At 60.3% G+C, this 20,355-nt stretch carries 18 protein-coding genes and 1 other RNA gene; 2 read left to right on the top strand and 17 right to left on the bottom strand.

Going from position 1 to position 20,355, the window contains the following annotated elements; all coding sequences use genetic code 11:
• Window positions 1-238: 238 nt before the first annotated feature.
• The 7 genes from nagB to ssrA form a co-directional block, all read right to left on the bottom strand.
• Window positions 239-967, bottom strand: a complete 729-nt coding sequence (gene nagB, locus V2391_RS06050) for a glucosamine-6-phosphate deaminase (protein ID WP_329738593.1) — start codon at window positions 965-967, stop codon at window positions 239-241.
• A gap of 272 nt (window positions 968-1,239) precedes the next feature.
• Window positions 1,240-1,737 (bottom strand): PTS sugar transporter subunit IIA, encoded by a 498-nt coding sequence (locus tag V2391_RS06045; RefSeq protein WP_035136902.1) that lies wholly within the window; start codon window positions 1,735-1,737, stop codon window positions 1,240-1,242.
• Window positions 1,738-1,808: 71 nt separating this feature from the next.
• Window positions 1,809-3,146, bottom strand: coding sequence for a phosphoglucosamine mutase (gene glmM / locus V2391_RS06040; protein WP_329738592.1), 1,338 nt, complete (start codon window positions 3,144-3,146; stop codon window positions 1,809-1,811).
• 123 nt (window positions 3,147-3,269) lie between these two features.
• Window positions 3,270-3,665 (bottom strand): 30S ribosomal protein S9, encoded by a 396-nt coding sequence (gene rpsI / locus V2391_RS06035; protein ID WP_022094634.1) that lies wholly within the window; start codon window positions 3,663-3,665, stop codon window positions 3,270-3,272.
• 2 nt (window positions 3,666-3,667) lie between these two features.
• The gene (gene rplM, locus V2391_RS06030; RefSeq protein WP_022094635.1) at window positions 3,668-4,111 is read right to left on the bottom strand and encodes a 50S ribosomal protein L13; all 444 of its coding nucleotides are present in this window, start codon (window positions 4,109-4,111) and stop codon (window positions 3,668-3,670) included.
• A gap of 157 nt (window positions 4,112-4,268) precedes the next feature.
• Window positions 4,269-5,147 carry a patatin-like phospholipase family protein gene (locus tag V2391_RS06025; protein ID WP_118080924.1) on the bottom strand — a complete coding sequence of 293 codons (879 nt, stop codon included), beginning with the start codon at window positions 5,145-5,147 and terminating at the stop codon, window positions 4,269-4,271.
• Window positions 5,148-5,586: 439 nt separating this feature from the next.
• Window positions 5,587-5,950, bottom strand: a transfer-messenger RNA (tmRNA) gene (ssrA, locus tag V2391_RS06020).
• A gap of 239 nt (window positions 5,951-6,189) precedes the next feature.
• Between ssrA and V2391_RS06015 the strand changes: the two genes are divergently transcribed.
• Entirely contained in the window at window positions 6,190-6,624 is a 435-nt protein-coding gene (locus tag V2391_RS06015; protein ID WP_329738591.1) for a hypothetical protein, read from the top strand.
• A 58-nt stretch (window positions 6,625-6,682) separates the two neighbouring features.
• Here the strand turns inward: V2391_RS06015 and V2391_RS06010 are convergent, their stop codons facing one another.
• The 6 genes from V2391_RS06010 to V2391_RS05985 all read right to left on the bottom strand — a co-directional run bounded on the left by V2391_RS06010 (window position 6,683) and on the right by V2391_RS05985 (window position 13,803).
• On the bottom strand, window positions 6,683-7,198 hold the full coding sequence (locus V2391_RS06010; RefSeq protein WP_329738590.1) for a type II toxin-antitoxin system VapC family toxin: 516 nt from the start codon (window positions 7,196-7,198) through the stop codon (window positions 6,683-6,685).
• Window positions 7,195-7,548, bottom strand: coding sequence for a hypothetical protein (locus tag V2391_RS06005; RefSeq protein WP_329738589.1), 354 nt, complete (start codon window positions 7,546-7,548; stop codon window positions 7,195-7,197). Before V2391_RS06005 ends, V2391_RS06010 begins: the two co-directional genes overlap by 4 nt.
• A 138-nt stretch (window positions 7,549-7,686) precedes the next feature.
• Entirely contained in the window at window positions 7,687-9,702 is a 2,016-nt protein-coding gene (locus tag V2391_RS06000; RefSeq protein ID WP_329738588.1) for a heavy metal translocating P-type ATPase, read from the bottom strand.
• Window positions 9,703-9,780: 78 nt separating this feature from the next.
• Window positions 9,781-10,026, bottom strand: coding sequence for a DUF6110 family protein (locus V2391_RS05995; RefSeq protein WP_329738587.1), 246 nt, complete (start codon window positions 10,024-10,026; stop codon window positions 9,781-9,783).
• 195 nt (window positions 10,027-10,221) lie between these two features.
• On the bottom strand, window positions 10,222-11,979 hold the full coding sequence (locus V2391_RS05990) for an ABC transporter ATP-binding protein (RefSeq protein WP_329738586.1): 1,758 nt from the start codon (window positions 11,977-11,979) through the stop codon (window positions 10,222-10,224).
• Window positions 11,980-13,803: an ABC transporter ATP-binding protein gene (locus tag V2391_RS05985; protein WP_329738585.1), complete on the bottom strand. Its 1,824-nt coding sequence runs from the start codon at window positions 13,801-13,803 to the stop codon at window positions 11,980-11,982. It abuts the gene before it with no gap.
• Between the two features lie 120 nt (window positions 13,804-13,923).
• Here V2391_RS05985 and V2391_RS05980 point away from each other — a divergent pair, with 120 nt between their 5' ends.
• Window positions 13,924-14,922 carry a helix-turn-helix domain-containing protein gene (locus V2391_RS05980; protein ID WP_329738766.1) on the top strand — a complete coding sequence of 333 codons (999 nt, stop codon included), beginning with the start codon at window positions 13,924-13,926 and terminating at the stop codon, window positions 14,920-14,922.
• Window positions 14,923-14,986: 64 nt separating this feature from the next.
• On the opposite strand, the gene V2391_RS05975 is transcribed toward V2391_RS05980, so the two are convergent.
• The 4 genes from V2391_RS05975 to gatC all read right to left on the bottom strand — a co-directional run bounded on the left by V2391_RS05975 (window position 14,987) and on the right by gatC (window position 20,243).
• Window positions 14,987-16,351 (bottom strand): ATP-binding protein, encoded by a 1,365-nt coding sequence (locus tag V2391_RS05975; protein ID WP_195233721.1) that lies wholly within the window; start codon window positions 16,349-16,351, stop codon window positions 14,987-14,989.
• A gap of 390 nt (window positions 16,352-16,741) precedes the next feature.
• The gene (gene gatB / locus V2391_RS05970) at window positions 16,742-18,418 is read right to left on the bottom strand and encodes an Asp-tRNA(Asn)/Glu-tRNA(Gln) amidotransferase subunit GatB (RefSeq protein WP_329738584.1); all 1,677 of its coding nucleotides are present in this window, start codon (window positions 18,416-18,418) and stop codon (window positions 16,742-16,744) included.
• A complete protein-coding gene (gene gatA, locus V2391_RS05965; RefSeq protein ID WP_148346534.1) occupies window positions 18,418-19,932 on the bottom strand; it encodes an Asp-tRNA(Asn)/Glu-tRNA(Gln) amidotransferase subunit GatA in 1,515 nt (504 codons plus the stop codon). The genes gatB and gatA overlap by 1 nt, the downstream gene beginning before the upstream one ends.
• Window positions 19,932-20,243: an Asp-tRNA(Asn)/Glu-tRNA(Gln) amidotransferase subunit GatC gene (gene gatC / locus V2391_RS05960; protein ID WP_148346535.1), complete on the bottom strand. Its 312-nt coding sequence runs from the start codon at window positions 20,241-20,243 to the stop codon at window positions 19,932-19,934. Before gatC ends, gatA begins: the two co-directional genes overlap by 1 nt.
• Window positions 20,244-20,355 lie beyond the last annotated feature (112 nt).

The raw sequence follows: 20,355 nt of genomic DNA, 5'->3' as shown, positions 1-20,355 counted from the left end.
AGCGCAGTCGGCTGTTTTTATTTGAGTTGCGCAACTCGCCTATTCCTCGCTACCGCCCGCGACTCTATAGTGGCAAATGTGCATAGAATCTGCTATAGAATGAATTGCAAAATTTCAAACCGTCCAGTCAAGCATGCGGCAAGGTTTCCGTCATGCATGTGCCAAGGCCTATGTCCACTAAAAAGGCCCCCGCAAAGCGAGGGCCTTTTGAAAAGCTATGTAAGATCGCTTGGTCGCGTTACTCGCAGAGCGAAAGAGCGGCCTCGTCAGCAACGACGACGCAGTTGGTGTGCAGCTGCAGGATCGAAGCCGGGCACTTGGGCGTAACCGGGCCATAGCACATATCGTGCACAGCCTGAGCCTTGGCCTCGCCGTTGGCGACAACCAGGATCATGCGGGCATACATGATGGTCTGGGTGCCCATGGTGTAAGCCTGACGGGGCACATCATCGATGCTGTCGAACAGGCGGCTGTTGGCCTGAATGGTGCTCTCGGTCAGGTCGACACAGTGCGTACCCTTGGAGAAGTGGTCATCGGGCTCGTTGAAGCCAATGTGACCGTTGTTGCCAATGCCGAGCAGCTGCAGATCCGGGTAACCGGCAGCAGCGACGATCTTGTCGTACTCAGAGCAGGCCGCAGCGGCGTCGGGGTTGGAGCCATCGGGCACGTGCGTCTTGTTCAAATCGATGTTGATGTGATCGAAGAAGTTCTCGCGCATGAAGTAGTGATAGCTCTGAGGATCGTCGTGTGAAAGGCCACGATACTCGTCGAGGTTGTAGGTGCTGACCTCGGCAAAGTCGACGTCACCCTTCTCGTACCAAGCGGCGAGCTGCTTGTAGGCGCCAATCGGGGTGGAGCCGGTGGCAAGACCCAGCACGCAATCGGGCTTGAGGATAACCTGGGCCGAGATGATATTAGCGGCCTTGCGGCTCATATCCTCGTAGTCTTTAGCTTTAATGATCTTCATTACGCGTCCTTTCTCGTACAAGAGAGGCAAGGCTCCCCTTACAAGCGCTTGCCCGCGGCCCGCGTCGGCCGCAACCAACGTGTGCGGCCACCAGGGCGAGGTCGCGTAATGTATGCGTCTCGTGTCTACCCGCGTCGAGGCCCCTGCCCGTCCACGGTGACCCAAAGCTGTTTAGCCTCGGACATTTCCCATCTTGCCACGGAGGGCGTCCTCTTTCAAGGGCGCCCTCCGCAAACGTGTTTGAATTGTAGGCTAAAGGCCAAAAGCACCAACTAACGCTCGCGAGCGACGATAAGCTGGTCCATCTCCTCGACGTGCTCTCCGACGGAACCCTTGATGCTCGAAAACTCAACGGAGTTGCACACCAAGATGGGAACCGTCACATCGTAGCCCTCGGCAGCAATTGCCTCGCGATCGAACTCGATGAGTACATCGCCCTTATGGACGATGTCGCCCACTTGCGCATGCACGGTAAAGTGCTTGCCCTCGAGCTGAACGGTGTCCAGGCCAACGTGAATCAGAACGTCCAGGCCATCAACCGTGTTAAGCGCAACGGCATGACCCGTGGGAAAAATCGCCTCGACCTTAGCGTCAGCCGGCGCGATTACACGCGTGCCCGTGGGCTGAATCGCCACGCCCTGACCCAAAAGGCCGGTGGCAAACGTCTGATCGTTTACCTCGGAAAGCGGAATGACGTCGCCCGAGATGGGAGCATCCAGCGTAAGGACTCGACCACGCATACCAAAAGACCTTAGGACTTTAGTGAACATGCTCCCCCTTGGACATACCAATAATCAAATACAGTCTTGCTAGTTTACCACTTGGCACTGGTTTTTGACCATTAAGGAAGTTCGCGCTTGACAACCTCGACGATGTCGTCAACCACACGCTGGGTCAGCTCGTGCGTCTCGGCCTCGGCCATAACGCGAACCAGCGGCTCGGTGCCACTCGGGCGCACCAAGATGCGGCCGCGACCGTCGAGCTCCTTCTCGGCAGCAGCGACAGCGTCCCAAATGGGCTGACAATCGTCCAGGCCGGCCTTGTTGTCCGAATGCACGTTGACGAGCACCTGCGGGTACTTCTTCATGATGCCGGCAAGGTCGGTGAGGGTGCGGCCGGTGCGCTTGAGCACGGCCAGAAGCTGCAGGGCCGTCACCAAACCGTCACCGGTGGTGTTGTGCTCCAGGAAGATGATGTGGCCGGACTGCTCGCCGCCGATGACGGCACCGTCCTCGAGCATACGCTCAAGAACATAGCGGTCGCCCACGGCGGTCTGGACCATCTCAAAGCCCTGCTCCTTCATGGCGATGGAGAAGCCCAGGTTGCACATAACGGTCGAGACAATCTCGGAGTTGGCGAGCTTGCCGCGAGCGGCCAGGTCGGAGCCGCAGATGGCCAGGATGTAGTCGCCATCGATCTCGTTGCCCTCGCTGTCCACGAACAGCACGCGATCGGCATCGCCATCGTGGGCCAGGCCGATATCGGCGTGAGTGCGCAGCACGAGCTCGCGCAGGGGCTCAAGGTGAGTGGAGCCGCACTCGACGTTAATGTCGGTGCCGCAGTAATCGGTGTTGATGGCATGCACCGTAGCCCCCAGGCGCTGCAGCGCTGCGGGCGTGGTCTGGCAAGAAGCGCCGTGGCCGCAGTCGACGGCAACAACCAGGCCGTCGAGTTTAAGGCCGTCGAGGGTGCTGATAGCGTGGTCGACATATGCCTTGCGAGCGTCCTTCATCTTGATGATGTGACCCACGCCGGCACCGGTCGGCAGCGTATCGGCAGCCATGGCCTCCTCGGACATGACCCAAGCGCTGATCTCTTCCTCGACAGCATCGGGGAGCTTCATGCCCTTGCGGCTAAAGAACTTGATGCCGTTGAACTCCGGCGGATTGTGCGAAGCTGAGATGACGATGCCGCCGTCGAGCTCGTTCTGGACGGTGAGCAGCGCCACGGCCGGCGTAGGGATAACGCCGCAGCAGTGCGGGCGGCCGCCCTCGGCCATAATGCCGGCGGTCAGAGCACTCTCGAGCATGGTGCCCGAAAGACGTGTGTCACGGCCGATGCAAATGTCCGGACCAAGAAACTTGGTCGCCGCACGGCCAAGGCGAAACGCGAGGTCGCACGAGAGGTCGGCGTTGGCGACGCCACGGACGCCGTCGGTTCCGAAGATGTTCTGGGGCATAGGATCGCTCCTTCCCAAGTGGGCAAAACGCAGTCGCCCACCCTAGTCGAAAAAGAAAAGCGGGACCCGCCGAGCAATCGGCAGGCCCCGCTTGTACATTGTATCTCGTAAGGAGATAAAACCTTAGCGCTTGGAGAACTGGGGAGCGCGGCGAGCCTTCTTGAGGCCGTACTTCTTGCGCTCGACCACGCGAGCATCGCGCGTAAGGAAACCGGCCTTCTTGAGGTCAGCACGGTAGTCGCCAGCGTTCAGAAGAGCGCGAGCGATGCCCAGGCGCAGAGCGCCGGACTGACCGGAGATGCCGCCGCCATCGCACAGAGCGATAACGTCGAACTGACCGGCGGTGTCGGTCACCTTGAAGGGAGCAAGGGCGTTCTCAACGAGCTGATGACGGCCGAAATACTGCTCGGCGTCACGCTTGTTGATGGTCACCTTGCCGGTGCCGGGGACGAGACGGACGCGGGCGACGGCGTTCTTACGACGGCCGGTACCCTGGTAGACGACGGTGTTCTCAGCCATCTTTAAGCCTCCAGCTCAATCTTCGTGGGGTTCTGGGCAGCGTGCGGATGCTCGGCACCAGCGTAGACCTTAAGCTTGGTCATCTGGGCACGGCCGAGGGTGGTCTTGGGCAGCATGCCGCGAACGGCGCGCTCGATGACCTTCTCCGGGTGCTTCTCCATAGCCTGGCGGAAGCTCTCAGCCTTGAGGCCGCCGTTGTAGCCGCTGTGGCGATAATAGGTCTTCGTGTCGGCCTTGTTACCGGTAAGCTGGACCTTATCGGCGTTGATGACGACAACGAAGTCGCCGCAGTCGCTGTTGGGCGTGAACTGGGGCTTGTTCTTACCGCGCAGAATCATTGCGATCTGGGTGGCAAGACGGCCCAGGACAGCACCATCGGCGTCGACGAGAACCCAGTTGCGCTGGACCTCGCCCTGCTTGGCGTAGTGAGTCGATTTCGAAATCACTTAGACTCCTCCATGTACAGTACGTGTTGTTACAGAGATTCACGGGGCTCTGCAAGTAACCCGTCCATATTACCCCGCTCGCCGCCCGAGTCAACAGGTATTTTGGTTCTGACCAGACTTTCTGCACATGTCGTCCATGGGTCATGACGTCGCGACACTAGCGCTCGACAAATGCCTCGATATCTCCCAGCAAGCGCTTTGCCTCCTGGCGGCCCTGAATATACAGGTCGAGGAGCTTTGCTGGATCGTGCTCAACGTGGCCGACCTCGACCGGCTTTTGCGGAGCAACGACCAGTGCGCGGCCCTCGCGTTCATACTTCCACAGATGCATGCGCTGGATGTTATAGCGGTCGTGGCGCGTCTCGATAGCCTCGAGCAGGTAGGGGTAGTCGGCATAGCGGGCGCGCGCGGCGGGCATAAACTCGTAGGGCTTTTTCTCGTACGAGCGGTCCTGCGTGACAATGACAACCGCGCGATCGAAGCCCGCCTCCTCCAGCACGTGCTCGATGGGAACCGAATCGGCTACGCCACCGTCGACGTATTTGTGCCCGTCAATCTCGACCGGCGGCGTCACCAGCGGCAGCGACGTCGAGGCGCGCACGGCATCGAGGTCGAGCACGGCGCTTTTGACCGGCAGGTACGCGGCAGTTCCAAAGAGCATGTCCGTCGCGACGGCGTACATCTCGATGGGGCTCGCATCAAACGTCACGTTGTCAAAGGGATCCAGGCGGTCCTGGACATCATTGAAGATAAAGTCGTAGCCCACAATAGAACCCGTGGACGCAAACGATGCGGCACCCATGAAGCGGTTGTCGTTGCAGAAAGCCAGGTTGATGCGGTTGGCACGGCCGATCTGGTGCGACTTGTAGTTCACGCCGTTGAGGGCGCCGGCCGATACGCCATATACCGCCGGAATCTCGACGCCGGCCTCCATGAGGACGTCGAGCACGCCTGCGGTAAACTGCCCGCGAAAACTACCGCCCTCCAAAACGAGCGCGACCTTGCCGGCGTTCTTTGCCTTATCTTCTGCAGTCATGTTGACCTCCTGCTGTTTCGTTTTGGCCTTCTTCTACCCAGTTTTACGGAGGAGAGCGCACGGGTTTTGGAGATGAGGAAGAAGGGGCGGTCGGCGGGAAAGCGCATCCCACCCTGCGTTGCTGCGGCGTTTTCTTTACGCTCGCGCCCTGCACAGAGTTCGATTCTCCGCGGTACGGGGGATCCGTTGATGCGGGGTTTGGCCAGCTGAAATTCAATAAACATCGCATCCGTTTTGAATCGAGGCTTTGCGCGGAGAATCCGCGTATTTGCTTCGCAAATCCGCACCGGCTTCGGCCGCCTGTCGGCGTCCTCGCCCGCTCGCTACAAACGCTTCGCGTTTGCTTAACGCTCGCGCCCTGCATAGAGTTCGATTCTCCGCGGTATCTGTAAGTAATAAAAAAGCAGGTAGGTGCGTTTACCTACCTGCTTGTAACTATTGGTGGAGGCGCGGAGAATCGAACTCCGGTCCACGAAAGCCCCCTGATTGGCATCTCCAAGCTCAGTCGCTGGTTTTGTCTCGGACGCTTTGCGCGCAGCGACACGCTCGCGGCGTCCTAACCGGTTCGGTCTTAGCCTGCGCCATACCGATTACGTGCGCAGGAGCATTCCCCTAAAATGACGTCGCGCCGGCGTCGGGGAAATCACCGGGTTGACGCGCCGCTATAAACTAAGCAGCGAGAGCCATAGGCTCAAAAGAAGAGTTGTTGTCAATTCAATTTGACGGTACCCCTGTTTAACGAGGCGAGGAGACCTCGGCTTGCTTCCTCTCTCAGAGCTATCGTGTCGAAACCAGTCGCCCCCGAATGTTGGGAAAGTCTGGATGGTATCGGACCTGCAAACACCCGATAACCGTCGACTTTTCAAGGAACACGCGGGGTGAACCCCGCTCGTGGATAGCTATCTTACCACGTTCTAAAGGCAGACAGCTGCTCTATGCACGAGCTGTGAAGACCCTAATGTGCACCATACTTCGCACTTTTGCCACCGAACGCGTCACGTATATTTTCGCCAAGCAAAATTGACCCGTCGAAAGGACCGTTATGGATACCAAGCAGCAACTCGTCAATGCCCTCGTGGGCCTGGGCTCAACCATTACCGAAGCTATGGATGTCATCGAGGGCTTTGTCCCCTGCGGACATCCCGCCCTCACGGTATCGAACGCACTCGTCGCGCTGGACGCTGACGATGATGCAGCTCTCGCCCAGCAGCTTGAGACCGTCGAGGGCTTTATCGACCACGTGAGTGAGAACCGCGGCGTGTCCGCCTACCACGGCATCGAGGTCGAGCTCGCGGGTCCCAAAGCCGATCTGCTCACAGCAATCCGCGAGGTAGGCGCCCTTATGCAGACCGCAGGCGTCAAGAACACCCAGGTCAACGAGTGGGTCTACCGCAGTCTGGCAGCACTCGACAGCTCCGACGAAAAGGCAGCCGAGCAGCTCGCAGAAAGTCCCGCCATTAAGGCCGAGCTTTTGTAAATAGCAGACGCGGGCCCCTTGGCGCATCGTCGTCCAAGAGGCCCGCAAACAGTTCGCGTCAACCGATAGCCGCGCCGCCACGTTCGGCCAGAGCAAGAATCGGCATCATTTGGCGCGGGGTCTTTGCTGCAAGATCGGCATGTTCGAGCAGCTTACGATCGTTGGTCACCAAGTAATCGACCTGCGCGCGCTTGCACGCGGCGAGCACCAAGTTGTCCTCGTAATCGCGATGGAGCGCTAAGTATTTGTCGGCCAGCCAAAGGTCCGACGCATCTGCGCCCACGGCCGTGGCGTTTTCGGTCATGTTCCGAACAAACGCCAACGCCGCATCGCCAATTGCACGGGCAGATGCCTCGTCGAACGCTCCCCCGCTGGCAAGAACGCTGCGCTTCAGTTCGTGTTGGACAACGTACAGCACGTCCTTGGCGATATGCACCGGAAAGAACAGCAATGCCCCCGCCTCCGTCGCCTGCCCAATAAACGCGCGTGCGGCAAGCGACTCGGCATGGTCGGCGCAAAACGAATCGACCCATACATTGGCATCCACCATTATTTTGAGGGGAGCCCCGCTCACAGGATCATCCCCTTTTGGCGATAGCGCTCGTCCATGGCTTCGGAATAGATTGTGTCCCAATCGCGATCGTCGGATACAGGCGACGCAGCGATGCCCATATCTGCATAAAGCCGGTCTGCCGCTGCCCACGACGCGGCGAACGGAGTATCGGGCGCGACGGCCTGCTGCCGGTCGTCGACGGCCGCAAGCACTTCCTCGCACTGCCCGCCACCCTGCGCGACCTTGGCCACCACCTTTTTGATGAGCTCGGGCAGCGACCCGCCCGAAAGCCGCAGCGCCTCCTCGGCACGGTTCTTGACCTGGCGATCCACGCGAACGTTCACCTGCGCCATGCCGCTAACAGCACCCATCTCAACCTCACCTTCGACTTTTGCTATCTAAGCTAGCACAACTATATATTTCTGCTAGCACATGGTCAAACGCAAAAGGCCTGCATTCTGGCGGCTGCAACACCGCCCAAATGCAGGCCAAAAACTTAAGTAAAAGCGCTAGCGCAGGTACGCCTTCGCGTTGCCCAGGCTGTAGGCGATCGTCGAGCCGTTGTGCAGCAGTGACGACGTCTGCGGAGTGATCATGCCGGTAATGCCCAATGCCAACAGCGCCGAGTTGGTGAGCATCACCTTGGAATACGAACTCGTCAGACGGTCGATAAGCCCCTGACTCATGCGGCGCAGGCGCACGATCGCGGCCAGATCCGTATCGGTCAGGATGATATCGGCGACCTCCTTGGCGATGTCGCTTCCGCCGCCCATGGCCAGCCCCACGTCGGCCAAACCGAGCGCCGGCGAATCGTTGACGCCGTCGCCCACCATGGCAACGTGGCGCCCCTCGCCCTTAACGCGCTCAACATACGCGTACTTGTCCTCGGGCAGCAGCTCGGCCTTAAACTCGTCGACACCTGCCTCGCGAGCAATACGCTCGGCTGTGCGCTCCGAGTCGCCCGTGAGCATGACCACGTGCTTAACGCCCAACGCATGCAGGTCGGCGATAGCCTCGCGGACCCCGGGCTTGAGCGGATCCTCGATACCGAGCACGCCCACAACGGTGCCGTCGACCGCCAGATACAGCGGCGACAGGCCCTGCATCTGGGACTCGATTTGCTCCTTAATGTCGGACTCGAGCTGCGCGCTCTCATCCTCAAACACAAAGTGTGCCGAGCCGATAATCGCGCGACGTCCCTCGATGGACGAGGCAATGCCGTGTGCCACAATGTACTCGACCGCAGCATGGCGCTCGCGGTGCTCGAGCCCACGCTCGCGAGCAGCGTTGACGACGGCGCGTGCCACCGGATGCGGGAAATGCTCCTCCAAGCAAGCGGAAAGGCGCAGGACCTCGTCCTCGCTCCAGCCGTCGGTCGTCAGCACGCAGGCAAGGCGCGGCTGTGCCTCGGTGAGCGTGCCGGTCTTATCAAACACAATGGTGTCGGCCTTGGCAAACGACTCAAAGTACTTGGCACCCTTGACCATGACGCCCATCTTGGCAGCATCGCTCATAGCGGTCATGACGGCGACGGAGCCCGTGAGTTTGAGTGCGCACGAGTAGTCGACCATCAGTGCCGCCGAGGTCTTGATGAGGCTGCGGGTGGTAAGCGCAACCAGGCCCGCGAGCAGGAAGTTCCACGGGACGATCTTGTTGGCAAGGTCCTCCATATGCGACTGGCCCTCGGACTTGAGCGAATCGGCCGTCTGCACGAGTGAGACGATCGAGCGCAGTTTGGTCTGCGCCGTGTTGGCGCGCACGCGCACCAAGATGCTGCCGTCTTCCACGACAGTGCCGGCGAACACGTCGTCGCCTGCGCTGCGCTCGACGGCAAGCGGCTCGCCGGTCAGGGTCGCCTGGTTGACCATAGCGCTCCCCTGCTCGACAACACCGTCGATGCAAATGGACATGCCAGTTCGCACGGCGACCAAGTCGCCGGGCTCAAGCTCGGTCGCGGCAACGCTTACCTCGGTGTCGCCGACGACCTTTTGCGCCTTGTCGGGCACATCGAGCAGCGAGTTGATGAGCTCGTTTTCGCTCATGGCGCGGGTGTAGTCCTCGAGCAGCTCGCCCACGTTGAGCAGGAACATCGTCTGGCCCGCGGTGTCGACATCACGCTTGACGAACGAAATGCCAATGGCCGAAGCGTCGAGCACGGGAACGGTCAGGCGCGGCTGCGCCAGCTCACGGAGGGCGGCGCGCAAAAATGCCATGTAACCGGCCACGACAAACACCGCGCGCAGGGGCGTGGGCAAGAACCAGCGACGTGCGTAATGGGCACCGACGAGTGTCGCCAGGTCCATAACGAGTTTGTGCTTGCGCGGCTCGAGTTGCATCACGTAGCCCGACTTGGCATCGGCGATAGCTTGAGCATCGAGTGCGCCTAGGGCGTCGAGCACGCTTGCGCGGCGCGGCTCGTCGTACTCCAGCGCCATCTGGCCAATGCGGCCATACACGCGCACTTTGCGCACGCCGTCAATGTCGCCGCCAAGCTTAAGAAGTGCATCGAGATCGCTCTCTGGCACAGGACCCGCCAATTGAAGACGGGTCCTGCCGGGGATCTCGCTGATAATCGAGAATCTCATAGTTTGTGCCTGGGAGCGTTACTCGGTTGCCTCGTCAGCAGCGGCCTCGCTCTGGGTGATGTAGGCAGCCTCGGCAACCATGTCGTCGACATTAGCCTTGGCCTGCTCGACCATGTCCTGGTAGCCGTTCTTGATGCGCATGCCGCACGCGATACCCTGTACGCAGGCATTCTTGACCGGAGCGCTGGTAAGCAGCTTGATGCCGGCCGTGCCAAGCAGAAAACCGCCACCGACAAGCAGGGTGTTAAACGTCGACTTCTTCATGTTGCTTCTCCCTTTTGCCGCATTGGACGCGGCACGGTGCCTCAGCACCCGAGTAAACAAGTTTGCTCGAGCACGCTTTTGAAATATCTCAATTTTATCTAACTATCTAGGTCAGCCATGGCTAACCTTTTGAAAATTAACGATGCGGAGTAACCGATTGTCAATGTGACAAAGGGACTGTCCCTTTGCCCCTTCTTACAACTGCCAGGTTGCTGCTTTCTTTTGCAGCGCCACCATGCGGGCGAATTCTCCGCCTGCCGCTTTGAGTCGTGCCGGAGTGCCTTGCTCGGCTACCACACCATCCTTGAGCACAACGATCTTATCGGCATTTTCTACCGTGCGCATACGGTGGGCGATCACGATAACTGTCTTGCCTGCGAGCAGGCGGGAGAGCGCCTGCTGCACCACGGTCTCGTTCTCCACATCCAAACTCGCCGTCGCCTCGTCCAGCAACACGATCGGCGCGTCTTTGAGCAGCGCGCGGGCGATGGAGATGCGCTGGCGCTCGCCGCCGGACAGCTTGGAGCCGTTCTCGCCGATCATGGTGTCATAGCCCTGCGGCATGCGGCTCACAAACTCGTCGCAGTTGGCGGCACGCGCGGCAGCAAGCACTTCCTCATCGGTGGCATCGCGACGACCAAGACGGATGTTTCCCATCACCGTGTCGTCAAAGAGCAGCACGTCTTGGAACACAATGCCGTAGTCGCGCAGCAGCACCTCGGGATCCACGCTCGCAACATCCACGCCGCCCACGGTGACCGTGCCTTCGGTGGCGTCCCAAAAGCGCGCGGCCAGGCGGCTCACCGTGGACTTACCGGAGCCCGAAGGACCGACCAGGGCCGTGACCTCGCCTTCCTTGGCGGTAAAGCTCACATCGGTAAGAACTTTCTCGCCGGCGCGGCCGTCCTCGCCCGCACCATAGCCAAATGCCACGTGATCGAACACCACATCGTGGCCCACGGGCTCAAATTTCTCGCTGCCCCGCGCCACGGGCTCCTCCATGATGGAGCGCATGCGCTTGGCCGACGACTCGGCGGCAAACAGCTCGGACATCAGCATCAGTGCCTGATCGAAGGGCGCATAGATGCGGCTCACCATGAGCAGGAAGGCAAACATCACCAAAAAGTCGACCTGGCCGGAGGCGACCATCGCAGCGCCCGTGACCAACGTGGTGGCAATCCCCAGGCGCAGGATGGCAAAGGCGGAGTTGACCAAAAGCCCGTTAGCGAGCTCGCCTTTGGTGGTCTCGCGCTCCTCGGCATCGATCACGGCGTTGAGCCCCTCAAGATAATGAGCCTCCTGGTTGGTGGCGCGGATCTCGCGCACGCAGTCAAGCGTCTCCTGGATCGCCTCGGTGACCATGACCTTCTCGGCGCGCACGCGGTCGAACACCGGGGTCATGGGCCCGCGTGTCAGATACAGCACGGCAAAGGCCACGGGCACGCTCCAAAACGCCGCAATCGCCAGCTGCCAGCAAAAGAACAGCGACGCCACGAACACGATGGCGCTTGCGATGATGGCGCCCCAGAGTTCTCCCAGCACATGGCTGTAGGCATGCTCCATAGTCTGAACGTCGCCCATGATGGTTTCGGTTAGATCGGCCAGATCACGACGGCCGAAAAACGACAACGGCAGTTTGCGCAAGCGCTCGGCAATCCCCATGCGCTGCTTGCCGCACTCCTCGTAAAAGATGCAGTAGGTGTAGTAATACTGCTGCCAGTTAGAGGCAAAGAGCAACACAAAAAAGACCAGGAGGCCGCCCACGATCGGCAGGGCATCCGGCAGGTCGGCACCGGTGACGAGATGCTCGACAAAGCCGGCCATGACCAGGAACAAAAAGCCCATGCCGGCCATGGTCACAAGATTGGTGAGCGTGGTCCAGAAAATGCCGCGTTTTACGCCGGCGACGCCTTTATCGGATAGGAAATACTTCTTTTGGAATGAGGCGAACATTTAGGCCTCGCCTCCCTTCGCCACCGCGACATCCGCGGCAGCAGTGATCTTCCAGCTCGCGGCCTGTTCGTATTCGGCCCACATCTTGGCATACAGACCCTCTTGGGACAGCAACTCGGCATGGGTACCCGACTCCTGCACGCTGCCCTGGTTGAGCACCACGATTTGGTCTGCGCCCACTACAGTCGAGAGTCGGTGCGCAATCATAATGACCGTGCGGCCCGCCGCCAGTTTGCTAAAGGCGCGCTGGATGAGCGCCTCGTTCTCGGGATCGGCAAACGCCGTGGCCTCATCGAGCACCACGATAGGCGCGTCTTTAAGGATCGCGCGGGCGAGTGCCACGCGCTGGACCTCGCCGCCCGAAAGATACGCCCCGCCGGCGCCGAGCATGGTATTGATGCCCTGTGGGAGCTTGGCCACAATGTCGTCGCACTGAGCTGCGGAGAGAGCTGCACGCACTTCGTCGTCAGTGGCCGTAGGCTTGGAGGCGCGCACGTTATCGGCAAGTGTTTGCCGGAACAGCTGGTTGGTCTGGAACACGAAGGCGACCTGGTCCATAAGCTCGTGCGGATCCATATCGCGAACGTCCACACCGCCTACGAGCACTCGACCCGAGGAAACATCCCAAAAACGCGGGATCAGGCTTGCACAGGTTGATTTACCGCCACCCGAGGGACCCACCAGGGCGAGGGTGCTACCCGCGGAAACGCTAAAACTCGCATGGTTGACGGCAGGTGCTTTGGCACCCTCGTAGGTAAAGCTCACGTCCTCAAATCGTACGTCGCTGCCGGCAGGGTACTTGGGTTGGGCGGGCACGGAGAGCTGCTTGGAATCCATGATGCTTCGGATGCGAGCCAGCGAATCGGCACTCATCTGAGAGGCCTCGCCCACAAACATGAGCTTGGTCATGGCCGTCGGTACCACGGCCGAAAATATCGCGTAAAACGTGAAGTTTGCCATAAAATGCGCGAAGTCCGTCTCGCCCGGCGCCAACAGCAACGCCACGGGCAGCAGGAATGCCACAAGGCCATTGAGCGCGGTAAGGTTGAGTACCTGCGGACCTCGGCAGAACGTGCCCGCATAGCTTTGTGCCATGTCGGCGTATTCGGCGATCGCATCGTGGAAAGCCTTAAAGGAGTAGACCGTCTGCTGAAACACCTTGACCACGGGGATGCCGCGTACGTATTCGGTGCCGGTCTTGTTCATCTTGACCAGCGCTCCCATGTAGGCCTTCATGAACTCGGCGCCTTTGCCGCTCATCATGGTGGCCATGGCGCCAAGCGAAACGACGACCGAGATAAGGCATGCCACCCCCAAACGCCAATCGAGGGCGAAAAGCAGCACGAGCAGGCCTGCGACCATGGCGGTGGCGCCGGCGATATCGGGCAGCATGTGCGCGAGCAGGGTCTCGGTGGAGGCGGCGCATCCGTCTACAATACGGCGCAGCTCACCGGTGGAGTGCGTGTCAAAGTAGCCAAGCGGCAGCTTAAGCAGGTGCTCGCTCGTAGTCTTGCGGATATTGGACGCGCAGCGAAACGCAGACAGGTGCGTGCACATGAGCCCCACGAAATAAACTACGATGCTTGCCAGGGCAAACCCCACGGCCCACCAGCCATACATCGCGATATCGGTGGCTTCGCTCCAGTTAGGCGCCACAGCGATAAGGTCTCGCGCGACAAACCAGATGCACACGTACGGGCCAAAGCTCAGCAGCTGCGAGAGCGCCGAGAGCGCCATGCCCAAATAAGTTAGGAATTTACGGTCGCCGGCATATGCAAGCAGCTCGCCGATACCGCCGCCTTCCCTTTTTGATCCCTTTGCCATGAGGTTCCTTTCTAACGGCTTGAGAGTTAACCTTAATCAACTTATCATTGATATGTTGGCCAAGGCACACAATCGAGCCAGGCGTGGACGTTTCCGCAAAGGAAGGGGACGCTTTTGAAAATGCATCGGGCCGCGACCGACATAACCGAGCTCTATGCACCACAGTTTGAGCAGTTTGGCCTGGAGCTTTCCGGCAAGGGCGCCGTCTTTACCGGCGAGGTGGCAAACGATCGGGCACACGGCCGCGCATGGATCATGCCCCTCTCCCCTGCCTGCATCGTCATGGAGCATTTCATCACCCCGACGCACGATATGTACCTGGCCGAATACACACCCGAACCGTACGCGTGTGTGAGCGAAGTCAGCATGCCCACGCTCATGTGCATGCCCGAGGCTGGCATAACGCCCGCGAACCTTAAACCCTTGCATGGACCGTGGCCAAACAATGCCGTTTGCAGCTTTATCCAAGATAGCTGTGGCGAGGAATTAAGCCCGCTGTTTGCGGGGGAGCTCTATCACTCGTGCTCGGTGCTCTTTTTGCCTGGATATTTTGACGAACTGGAGCACCGCTATCCCACCGAGTTCACGGGAATCTTTGAGGCGTTTGCCGAGCCATGGCACGAGGAAGCGACGTCTGCCATCTGCCACACGCTGCGCCGGATTAACGAGGAACGCGCCCGCACCGTAGGCGGACACGTCTATATGCAGGGCATCGTGGAGACCATGGTCGCGGAGCTCGCCTGTTCGCGCGCGGCCCACAAGCAGGCGCGGCAGGCGGCAGACACACGCGCCAGCATAACCATTGCCGAAGAAGCAACGGCAATGATTGAGCGTGCGCTCGACAAAGGCAGACGTGTGGGTGTCAACGAAGTGGCCGAGAGGCTCTACACAAGCCGCTCCAAACTATGCGCCACCTTTAAGGCCCAAACTGGCGAGTCCCTGGGCGCCTACATTCGCAGACGCCGCATGGAGCGAGCACAGGACCTTTTGGCCGATAGCGCGCTCACGATAGCGCAGGTGGCAGAGCGTCTAGGCTACCCTCAGCAGGCCGCCTTCGCCCAAGCCTTCAAGCAACACACCGGCACCACCCCCACCACTTGGCGAAGCAAGCATCGCTAAGGCCCAAGCTCCCTGGCCGTAACGGAGCGATTAATTAGCCGCCGCCCGTCAGCTCACCCAGGATCTAAACGTCAAGATGCGCACAATCAAGCGCCTTTTTGATAAGAGGGACAGATCGATCAGCCAAATACAACGGAATGTTGAGCACCCCGTCGTCGAGCTTTAGGTTCTTAAGTGAGTAGCGGACCCTCAATGGAGTCGTCTCCGCATGCTTGTCGGCATAGTACTTAAGGCTCTTGGAATGAACGACCTCTCCCGATTTGACCTCGACGGGAACGATTTCGTTTCCGACTTGAATCAAAAAATCGACTTCGTGCTTCGGCTTCTCGTTTGTCCAATAACGCGGAGCAGCATCTAACTGTGAAAGTAATGCCTGAAGCACATAGTTCTCGGCGAACGAACCTTTGAACTCCGAAAATAGCGCATCCGAGATGGCAAAAGCGGACGCATCCAGCCTTGCCATGCGACGCAGCAAGCCGACATCAAGACAGTAGACTTTAAATGCCTTGAGGTCATCGTACGCAGAGAGCGGCACACCACCGGCAGCATTAAGGCGAACCGCCGTGATGAGCCCAGCATCGGCAAGCCATTCCAGAGCATCCTCGTATTCTCGAGCACGAGCCCCCTCGCGCACCGCACCCCAAACGAACTTTTTGTTCTCGCGCGCCAACTGAGCTGGAATCGAGTTCCATATTTGCGAAAGCTTGGCGAACTGCGCACGGCCACCATGCTTGGCAAAATCGCGCTCGTAGGAATCCAAGAGATCAGACAACACCTTATCGACCTGAACGATATCGCCCGTCTCCACCCACCGGCCAAGAGCCTCTGGCATGCCGCCGCATGCAAAATAACGACGAAGATGCTCGACGAGACGGACATGGAAGAAATCGGGCACTGTCTCGATCTGATCCAGGCCGCCAAGGTATTCGTCGTAGTTTGCAGCGCCCTCGGCTTTCAGAAACTCGGAAAAGCTCATGGGGCGCATCTCCATGAACTCGACCTTTCCCACCGGAAAAGCGCTGGTCTCACGGGACAAGCGAACGCCCAACAAAGACCCTGCGCATGCGACGTGATACTCGGGGGCCTCGTCACAGAAGTATTTAAGGGCGCCGACTGCAGAAGGACAATCCTGGATCTCATCAATAATAAGCAGCGTTTCGCCGGGCTCGATAGGCTGTCCAAGTGCCAGGGAAAGATTTGAGATGATCCGTCGAGGATCGCGCGTGCCTTCGAAAAACTGAGCGTACTCGCTCTGTACCCCAGGTGACGGCTCCTCGAGCGTCAGATACACAAAATTGAGGTACGAGGTTCGGCCGAACTCCTTAAGCGCCCACGTCTTTCCAACCTGGCGCGCCCCCTTAAGGATAAGCGGCTTACGATATTCTGACGCTTTCCAAGCGTTAAGCTTGGCAATGATATCTCGCTGCATGACCGAACCTCCCGCAAAGAAACTTCCGTAAACGTGATATTTCCCACATTTTACCCTAGGTAAAACGTGACATTTATCACATTTACGGAAGTTTTAAGCTCATTTCGCCACACTTTCATCACATTTATTGCAATGTGACAAAGGGACAGTCCCTTTGTCACCCGCACAAAAATGGACGCGCCAACGGCGCGCCCATTCACTCTATTCCATTCAGCCCACCTGACCCGAACGGCCAAGTCGTCACGGAACCCGGGAGCCCCGGCAGGGCGGGTGCTTGCTCAAAATGAGTTCCGCACGCAAAGAAGGCCACTTAATGTGGCCTTCGTCTTGCGCAGGACTGTTCGAAATTTTGAGGAAGCACCCGCCCTGCCGGGGCTCCCGGGTTCCCGTTTACGAGAGCGACGTTCTCAGCAACTCGTTGAAGAGCTTCGGGTTGCCCTTGCCGCGGCTCGCCTTCATGCACTGGCCCACGAAAAAGCCGATGACCTTCTGGTTGCCGTCTCGATACTGCTGCGCCTGATCGGCACAGTTTGCCAGCACCTCGTCCACGATCGGCTGCAGCGCGCCGGCATCGCTTACCTGACGCATACCGCGCTCGTCGACGATCTTATTGGGGTCGTCGCCGGTCTGGGCCATGGCCTCAAAGACCTCGTGCGCTTGGTTGGAGCTGATGGCATCGGTCGCCAGCAGCTTGGCAAGGGCTGCCACCTGAGCCGGTGCAATACCGGACTCTGTCAGCGAGACACCCGCGCCCTTAAGGTAGGCGATCATCTCGTTGACCAGCAGGTTTGCGACCGTCTGAGCCTCCTTGCCAGCCATACCGGCAGCGGCGGCCTCAAAGAACTCGGCAAACTCGGGGTCGCCGGCAATCTGCTCGGCGTCCGCCGCCTTAATACCAAAGTCGGCCTCAAAACGGACGCGCTTGGCATCGGGCAGCTCGGGAATCTCGCTACGGCAGCGGTCGATGAACTCGTCGTCCAGATCGAACGGCGCCAGGTCGGGATCGGGGAACAGGCGATAGTCGTCGGCCGTTTCCTTCACACGCATGACTACGGTGCGCTTGCGACTGGGCTCCCAGTGGCGGGTCTCCTGATAGATGATGCCGCCCTCCTCGAGCACCTCGGCCTGACGGCAGATCTCGTAGGCAAGGCCATCATGCAGGCTCTTAAACGAGTTGAGGTTCTTAAGCTCGGTCTTGGTGCCCAGCTTGGTCTCGCCGCGGCGACGCAGCGACACGTTGCCGTCGCAGCGCATGGAACCCTTCTCCATGGAGCAGTCCGAAATGCCCAGCGTCACAAAGATGCGACGGAGCTTCTCCATAAACAGGCGCGCTTCCTCAGGCGTACGCAAGTCGGGCTCAGTCACGAGTTCAATCAAAGGCGTGCCGCAGCGGTTGTAGTCGACGAGCGACTCGGCCGCGGCGGTAATGCGGCCCTCGGCGCCGCCCACGTGGACCATCTTGGCGGCGTCCTCCTCCATGTGGATGCGCAGGATGCGGATGGGCACCGTGTAGGAACCGTCCTCGCGACGCTCGGGCATCTGCAGGTTGGACGCGTCATAGCTGGCCAGGTGGCCGGCGCGCTGGGCGCCCTCGCGCATGGTCGACGTCATGGACGTGGACAGGCCCTCGGCGTTGGCCGAAGCGCTCGCCAGGCTCTGGGCCTCGGCCTCGCCAAATGCGCAGTCGGGGCGCTCGGCGGCACCGCGACCGGTCACATCCAGATCCAGATGGCCGTACATGGCAAAGGCGACCGGACCCTGCGTGGTCTGGAAGTTCTTGGCCATGTCGGGATAGAAGTAGTGCTTGCGGTAGAACATCGAGTGACGCTGGATCTCGCAGTTGGTGGCGAGACCCGCTTTGACGATGCTCTCGATGGCGCGCTTGTTGGGCACCGGCAGGGCGCCGGGCAGGCCCAGGCACACCGGGCAGACGTTGGCGTTGGGCTCGTCATCGTGGCTGAGCTTGCAGTTGCAGAACATCTTGGTATCGAGTGCGGTGAGCTCGGTATGGATCTCCAGACCGATCACGGCCTCCCAATCCTGCAGGACCTCGGAAAGCTCCTTCATTACAGCTCGCCTCCCTTCCCGGCAAAATCGGGCGCGACGGAAAGCGCGGGCACACCCGTAGCGGCATCGGCAAAGCCGCGCTCCAGGGCGCGGGCAAACGTGAGCAGCTGACGGTCCTTAAAGGCCGGACCCACCAGCTGAGCAGAAACGGGCAACTGAGTATCCTCGCCCAGGCCCAGCGGCACCGAGATACCACCGTTGCCGCAAATGTTGAGCGAGATGGTGTACAGGTCCGAAAGGTACATCTGCGTGGGGTCGCTGATCTCGCCAAACTTAAAGGCCGTGCGCGGCGAGGCGGGCATGAGGATGGTGTCCACCTTGGCATACGCGGCGTCGTAGTCCTGCGTGATGAGCGTGCGGGCCTTTTGCGCAGCGTAGTAGTACTTGTCGTACACGCCCGAGCTCAGCAGGTAGGCGCCGAGCATCTGACGGCGCTTGGCCTCGGCGCCAAAGCCGTGGGCGCGCGAAAGCGAGCTCTGGTCGGACAGGTTGGCGCAGCCCTCCTCCTGATAGCCGTAGCGAATGCCATCGAAACGGGCCAGGTTGGAGAACGCCTCGGCCGGGCCGATGACGTAGTAGGCAGCGATGGCGGCATCCAGGTGCGGCAGGTCGACCTCGACCAGCTCGGCGCCCTGATTCTGCAGCTCCTGGGCGGCGCGCTGAACAGCGGCCTTGACCTCGGGCGTCAGGCCCTCGGTCTCCATGAACGCAGGGATGATGCCCACGCGCTTGCCCTCGATGCTGTCGTTGAGATGCTCAGTAAAGTCGACGGCGCAATCCTGACTGGTGCAGTCGTACGGATCGTGGCCCGCACCGGTAAGCGCGTTCATAGCCAGCGCGACGTCCTCGACCGTGCGGCCAAAGGGGCCCACCTGGTCGAGCGACGAGCCAAAGGCAACCACGCCGTAACGGCTCACGGCGCCATACGTGGGCTTAAAGCCCACCACGCCGCACAACGACGCCGGCTGGCGAATGGAGCCGCCGGTGTCCGAGCCCAGCGAGAGCGCGACCTCGCCCGCGGCGACGGCGGCAGCGGAGCCGCCCGAGGAGCCGCCGGGCACGCGCTCGGTATCCCAGGGGTTGTTGGTGCGGTGGAACGCCGAGCTCTCGGTAGAGCTGCCAAAGGCAAACTCGTCCATGTTGGCCTTGCCCATGGGCAGGCAGCCGGCATCGAGCATGCGCTGGACGCAGGTGGCGGTGTAGACGCTCTGGTAGTCCCCGAGCATGCGGGAGGCGCAGGTGGTGCGCGTGCCCACAAGGTTCATGTTGTCCTTGATGGCCAGCGGCACGCCCGCGAGCGGGGGCAGCGGCTTTCCTGCGGCACGGTCGGCATCCACGCGCGCGGCGGCCTCGAGCGCCAGCTCGGGCGCCACCTGCAGGAATGCCTGGACCCCGCCCTCACGTGCCTCGATGGCGGCAAGGGAGGCCTGGGCCACCTCGGTAGCGGTAAAGTCGCCGGCGGCAACGCCCGCGGCGATCTGGGCAGCGGTAAGGGAATCGAAGCTCTGTGCCATTACTCGCTCTCCCCCTCTCCCAAAATGGACGGCACACGGAAGTAGCGGTCGCGCGCGCTGTCAGCGTTTTCCAGCGCGACGTCGAGCGGCAGGTCGCGCTCGGGTTCGCGCAGGTCATCGCCCATCACGTTGGACAGGCTTCCGATAGGATGGAACGTGGGCTCCACGTCGGGTAAGTCATATTGCAAGACGGGCTCGAGCATCTGGACGGCGTCGTTCATGTAGGACGTCATCTGGGCGAGCTCGTCATCGGTCAGTGCGATCTTTGCGTACTCGGCGATGCCGCGCACGTCTTTCTCGCTGAGTGCCATAGGCGCTCCCTTCCGCATAACAGTTAAACCGCTCTAGTATACAGGGCAGCGCCGGCTTGGAGCAGGCGCTTTACCCAAATGCAGCGAAAACGTAACGAGGGTGGCGGTTGGA

It is taken from the genome of Collinsella sp. CM84Y_54, assembly GCF_036317945.1.
Lineage (GTDB): Bacteria > Actinomycetota > Coriobacteriia > Coriobacteriales > Coriobacteriaceae > Collinsella.
The sequence above is the reverse complement of the archived record's forward strand: the minus strand, read 5'-3'. Positions and strand labels throughout refer to the sequence as shown.

Bases quoted from the DNA above. Each gene is read 5' to 3' on its own strand.
- V2391_RS05990 (WP_329738586.1), bottom strand. From the start codon at position 11,979: ATGTTCGCCTCATTCCAAAAGAAGTATTTCCTATCCGATAAAGGCGTC.
- V2391_RS05980 (WP_329738766.1), top strand. From the start codon at position 13,924: ATGCATCGGGCCGCGACCGACATAACCGAGCTCTATGCACCACAGTTT.
- glmM (WP_329738592.1), bottom strand. From the start codon at position 3,146: ATGCCCCAGAACATCTTCGGAACCGACGGCGTCCGTGGCGTCGCCAAC.
- rpsI (WP_022094634.1), bottom strand. From the start codon at position 3,665: ATGGCTGAGAACACCGTCGTCTACCAGGGTACCGGCCGTCGTAAGAAC.
- gatB (WP_329738584.1), bottom strand. From the start codon at position 18,418: ATGAAGGAGCTTTCCGAGGTCCTGCAGGATTGGGAGGCCGTGATCGGT.
- V2391_RS06025 (WP_118080924.1), bottom strand. From the start codon at position 5,147: ATGACTGCAGAAGATAAGGCAAAGAACGCCGGCAAGGTCGCGCTCGTT.
- V2391_RS06005 (WP_329738589.1), bottom strand. From the start codon at position 7,548: ATGGGTGCTGTTAGCGGCATGGCGCAGGTGAACGTTCGCGTGGATCGC.
- V2391_RS05995 (WP_329738587.1), bottom strand. From the start codon at position 10,026: ATGAAGAAGTCGACGTTTAACACCCTGCTTGTCGGTGGCGGTTTTCTG.
- V2391_RS05975 (WP_195233721.1), bottom strand. From the start codon at position 16,351: ATGCAGCGAGATATCATTGCCAAGCTTAACGCTTGGAAAGCGTCAGAA.
- gatA (WP_148346534.1), bottom strand. From the start codon at position 19,932: ATGGCACAGAGCTTCGATTCCCTTACCGCTGCCCAGATCGCCGCGGGC.
- nagB (WP_329738593.1), bottom strand. From the start codon at position 967: ATGAAGATCATTAAAGCTAAAGACTACGAGGATATGAGCCGCAAGGCC.
- gatC (WP_148346535.1), bottom strand. From the start codon at position 20,243: ATGGCACTCAGCGAGAAAGACGTGCGCGGCATCGCCGAGTACGCAAAG.
- V2391_RS05985 (WP_329738585.1), bottom strand. From the start codon at position 13,803: ATGGCAAAGGGATCAAAAAGGGAAGGCGGCGGTATCGGCGAGCTGCTT.
- V2391_RS06045 (WP_035136902.1), bottom strand. From the start codon at position 1,737: ATGTTCACTAAAGTCCTAAGGTCTTTTGGTATGCGTGGTCGAGTCCTT.
- V2391_RS06015 (WP_329738591.1), top strand. From the start codon at position 6,190: ATGGATACCAAGCAGCAACTCGTCAATGCCCTCGTGGGCCTGGGCTCA.